The sequence below is a fragment of the uncultured Olegusella sp. genome, assembly GCF_947253395.1.
GTDB lineage: Bacteria > Actinomycetota > Coriobacteriia > Coriobacteriales > Atopobiaceae > Olegusella.
This window is the reverse complement of sequence record NZ_CAMXYY010000108.1, coordinates 1-4,573: the sequence shown is the minus strand read 5'-3', so window position 1 is coordinate 4,573 and position 4,573 is coordinate 1. Positions and strand designations below refer to the sequence as shown.

At 48.7% G+C, this 4,573-nt stretch carries 5 protein-coding genes; 1 reads left to right on the top strand and 4 read right to left on the bottom strand.

Annotated elements, in window-relative coordinates; all coding sequences use genetic code 11:
* Positions 1 to 1,037 (bottom strand): tRNA (adenosine(37)-N6)-threonylcarbamoyltransferase complex dimerization subunit type 1 TsaB (tsaB, locus tag Q0X25_RS07300; RefSeq protein ID WP_298580626.1); only part of this gene is annotated, 1,037 nt, incomplete at its 3' end.
* A 915-nt stretch (positions 1,038 to 1,952) separates the two neighbouring features.
* Here tsaB and Q0X25_RS07295 point away from each other — a divergent pair.
* Positions 1,953 to 2,660 carry a hypothetical protein gene (locus Q0X25_RS07295; protein ID WP_298580623.1) on the top strand — a complete coding sequence of 236 codons (708 nt, stop codon included), beginning with the start codon at positions 1,953 to 1,955 and terminating at the stop codon, positions 2,658 to 2,660.
* Positions 2,661 to 2,941: 281 nt separating this feature from the next.
* On the opposite strand, the gene tsaE is transcribed toward Q0X25_RS07295, so the two are convergent.
* The 3 genes from tsaE to Q0X25_RS07280 form a co-directional block, all read right to left on the bottom strand.
* On the bottom strand, positions 2,942 to 3,442 hold the full coding sequence (gene tsaE, locus Q0X25_RS07290) for a tRNA (adenosine(37)-N6)-threonylcarbamoyltransferase complex ATPase subunit type 1 TsaE (protein ID WP_298580620.1): 501 nt from the start codon (positions 3,440 to 3,442) through the stop codon (positions 2,942 to 2,944).
* Complete coding sequence (locus tag Q0X25_RS07285) at positions 3,439 to 4,053, bottom strand: uracil-DNA glycosylase (protein WP_298580617.1); 615 nt, start codon at positions 4,051 to 4,053, stop codon at positions 3,439 to 3,441. The genes tsaE and Q0X25_RS07285 overlap by 4 nt, the downstream gene beginning before the upstream one ends.
* A gap of 43 nt (positions 4,054 to 4,096) precedes the next feature.
* The coding region (locus tag Q0X25_RS07280; protein WP_298580614.1) for an alanine racemase C-terminal domain-containing protein at positions 4,097 to 4,573 on the bottom strand (477 nt) is incomplete at its 5' end.

Genomic DNA, 4,573 nt, shown 5'->3' with positions numbered 1-4,573 from the left:
CCCGCAAGCATGCCACCTGCAAAACCAATCACCTGACCACGATCGTGAGCTACCCACCAACTACGACCAGGCTGGGAGAGCTCTTCAAAAAACATTGCACGCGTCCAGGGTGTATGGGCTGCACCTTGGAAAGCGTTTTGCTCAAGCTGAACTACTGCATCAAGATCGTTAACCGACATGGGACGAAGCTGTAGATGAATGGATGCAAGTGCATCATCGACTCCCGTAAGCTTTACCGAGGCTGGAAGGGCAAGACCCAAGCGCTGGCGCTCGCTTTCCTCCGCATCAGATAAGCGGGTATAAACGGGGAGGACGAGTGCGGGATCTCCGTTGCCTGCTCGACTGCGTCCATCAGCAGATGCAGCTGCCATAAGCAGGCCTTCGCCTGTGGGTAGCCAGTTTTGCTCTGCAGCAAAATGCATCATGCCAGCAGATTCAAAGACAGCACGGTGTTTCACAAGGCCGCCGCCAACCACCAGCAACTCATCGCGGTCTTCACGAGCGCCCCACGCCTGCGCGCAGGCAGCCGCCTTCATCACTGTTTCGGTTTCAAACGTGCGATGTACACCAGCCTCATCAAGCACATAAATACCCGGATACACTTCACCGCGCATGGCATCAGCCGCCACAGCTATTTTGCCGCGTGTGCCCTGCTTCCACATCGACCAAGCAACGGCATCCAAGGCAGAAGCGCCATACAAAGCTAAGTTTGCTCCACAAGCAATACCTTTACCTGTAGCAATACCTATGCGGACACCAGTAAAAGAGCCGGGACCACGGCCAACGAGCACTGCATCCAGATCTTCCATGGAAAGTCCTGCTTGTGCAAGAGTTTCTTCACAGGTTGTCACGAGCTCAACATTAGCTTTACGACGACATAGATGGTCGGATGAGGTGAGTAGCTCAACCTGTGATCCCTGTATACGACCCACCGCACATGCCAGCATATCTGTAGAGGTATCAAGAGCAAGCACCAGCTTCCCCAGCTGAACGTTCTGCTCGGTCTGCTTGGTATTCATATCTTTAGTGCCATCCATCCGCTACTCATCTCATCAAAAAATATGCTGAAGATCCACTGGAAGGAGCTGCTTCGCTGCCAATCCCAAATTCCCTAGTTTAGCCCTCCTCACTGCTCATCACCCCTCTTCACCCTCATTCCATACCTCTCGCTTTGGTCTCTTCGCTCTTGCCTTTTCCATCTAGCACGTCCCTCAGCTTTTCCCTGCCTGCCCTCACATCGGCAAACGTTGCAACCTCAGGTTGCAAGGTTTTTTCCACACCCCTATCTACCTGCATAAACCTATAAATGCGCAGGTAGTTGCTCTCCGTTGCAACCTCAGGTTGCAACGCTTGCTCCTTCTGATAGAGAGAATTTCTTACCTGCTCATGTTTTTAGGTAGAAAAAGTGATGAGAATGTGGTTTTTTATTTCGTAAAGAAAATAATTGCTCTTTACAGACGTCCTTTTTTCTTAAAAACCGTTGGAAGTACCCCTATCTAGCTCTAGATTTACACAGGAACGCAGCTAAGTGCCAGTTAAAGGCAGCTTATGGCAAGCAATCGTCCAAGCTAAATCCAAGTTGCATAGCTTAATTTTTACGAATGGGAACTTGCATTGCACATTCAACAGCACTCGCTTATTGGCTCACCCGCAGCCAATCCCTAGGACAATTATGCGTCGCAAACCACTCACTGATTCAGTCGCTCACTACCAGCACAAGCGATGTAGATAGGGTACGTGCCCATCTGATAGATTGTGGCGCTTTACCAGATCGAACCGCCACTCCTTACAATTCCCATAGTGCCTATGCGCCATCCAAAACTAACCGCTTTATTCATACGTTGGTGCCATCACGAGCTGACATGAGGAGAGCTCAAAATTTCCGTGCGCATGCCATCAGAGGAACTGCGCAGAGCACCTCTCAACATCATTTGCCAGAAGGATCGGTCCTCATGCTCAATGAACAAGATTTGATTACTTCCCCCGAAGCAACATTTTTTGAAATCGCTTCAGGGACATCTAGTATCGTTCAAGCTATTGAGGTCGGCTACTATCTCTGCGGCAAATTTTATATCTCTCCAGAGGGCTATGGATTTATGGGAAAACGTAATCCCCTCACTTCGATTGAGCGTATTTCAAATTACCTCAAGCAGCTTACAGGCGTATATGGTGTTGCAAAAGCGCGAGAAGCACTGCTTTATGTGCATGAGAATTGTGAATCACCCCAAGAGGTTAATCTCTCAATCGAGCTGGCACTTCCGCTTAGGATGGGAGGACGCGGATTTCCGCCACATCAAGCAGCCCAAATATTTTCTCTGCATGACTATCGGTGGCAACGTACGCTCGGTTGTGACTATCTTCGCGCTGATATCTATTTCCCAGATTTAGACGCTATCTTCGAATACGACAGTTACGAAGCACATATGAATAGACAGCAATTTGACCGCACACAAACTCGCGCAGGAATACTACGAGCACAGGGTCATAAGGTTATTTCAGTTACTTTTGGTCAATTGCTACCCCACCAAGCTTTCAATGACTCTATTTTTACTTGGGAAGAAGAACTAGGCCTACAGCATCCTTCTTTAGACAATCTAACGAGCCAAAAGCAACACTTACTTCACAGCTTTTTATACCAAATGAAACGTCGCATGTTCTGATAGCTCACAGGTCGTATGGTTATTTAGCTCTAACTATAGCTATGCATCTTTAAGCTTGTTGGATTTTGGGATGGTTCGTTGCAACCTCAGGTTGCAACGTTTTTTCCGCACCCCTATCTACCTGCATAAACCTATAAATGCGCAGGTAGTTGCTCTCCGTTGCAACCTCAGGTTGCAACGGAGTTAAACAAAGCTAAATCCCATATAAAGTAACACCTTATACCACTCATAGCACCTACTATGGAGAAGCAGAGCCACAGCACGCGCAGATAATTTAGAAATTAGACTAAGCAGGAAAGAAGAGAAGCAGCGCGCGGGCAACGAGGAACAAGACAAAGTTTGCGGGGAGGCTCTTGACCTGCTTCTACCTCATCGTCTAGGCGACTAAGATAAATATCTAGGCGCTCATCACCAATCTCATCTGCAAACTGCTCGCCCCACTCTATGACACAAACACCGTCACCACCAAGCACATCAAACAAACCAGTATCTTCTAGCTGGTCAGGATCATCTAAACGATACAAGTCAAAGTGATACAGCGGCATATCCTTGCCTTCATAGACCATCTCGATGGTAAAAGTGGGACTTGTTACATCATCTTTAACGCCCAAGGCATCCGCAATGCCTTTGGTAAGCTGAGTCTTGCCTGCACCAAGATCTCCCGTCAAAATCAGCACATCACCAGGTACCAACTGCGCACCAAGCGTGCGACCAAACTCAATAGTTTCTTCTGTAGACTGCGTTTTTATACACAAGCCCTCATCCATCGGCTGCTTACTCACCTTACGCCTCCTGTCGGATGCTCTGCAAGCCAGGCTCCCAACATACGGAAGTCATCATCCAAAAATTGCTGCCATTCACGGTGATATAAAGCGGCGGCGGGATGGAAGACGGGCAGCACTGCAAAATGTCCTGCTTGATAAAATTTCCCACGCAGGCTCATAATACCTGCATCGGTATGTAACACAAAGTGGGCCGCAAAGTTACCCAAGCACACGATAACATCAGGCCATATGCTGCGAATTTGCTCACGCAAAAAGGGTGAGCAACACTCAATCTCTGAAGGTTGAGGGTTACGATTTCCAGGCGGACGGCATTTAAGCACGTTGGCAATATAGATGTCCTCACGTCGAAGCCCTGCGAGGCTCAACAGCGCGTCAAGGTTGTGGCCGGCTGCACCAACAAAAGGTTCTCCTTTGAGATCCTCGTTTTTGCCTGGCGCTTCACCTACAAACATCACTCGTGCATGAGGGTTGCCCACACCAAAAACGAGCTGATTACGAGTCTCTCCTAAGGGGCAGAGGTGACAGTCGCCCAACACCGCACGAATTTCTGCAAGAGAAACCTCTCCTGGCTTTTGATTTTGATGGCCAGGGATATGCATAACCCCCATCTTACCTTCTTCCGAAAATAGACTCGGACGAATTTTGCGCGCTCTAGACATAAACCTTCTCAAGTCTTAACCCAAAGTTACAAGCAACTTCATAATTGATAGTTCCACGTACTGCAGCCATATCATCAAGCGTAATTTCATCGTCCCCATCGCGGCCCACAATGGTTACCACATCGCCTTCTTGTACTGGCTCGATAGGTTGATAACTGCGAGCAGTATTAACCTCTACCGCAAACATAAACTGATCCATGCAGATATTGCCCACCTGCTGGAAACGATGTCCCTTGCACAGTACGTCAATACGGTTGGATAGCGTACGAGCAAGTCCGTCTGCATAGCCTAAGGGTACGGTTGCAACCTGCACATTTCCCCGAGGAACGCGCCAGGTCATCCCATAGCTAACACCTGCTCCCACAGAAGGATTGACCGCACGCGTTACGCGAGCACGCACGCTCATTGCGGGTTCCAAATCCATACGTGCTGCAGTGGTATCAGAGGCCTGCAGACCATACAAACCTAT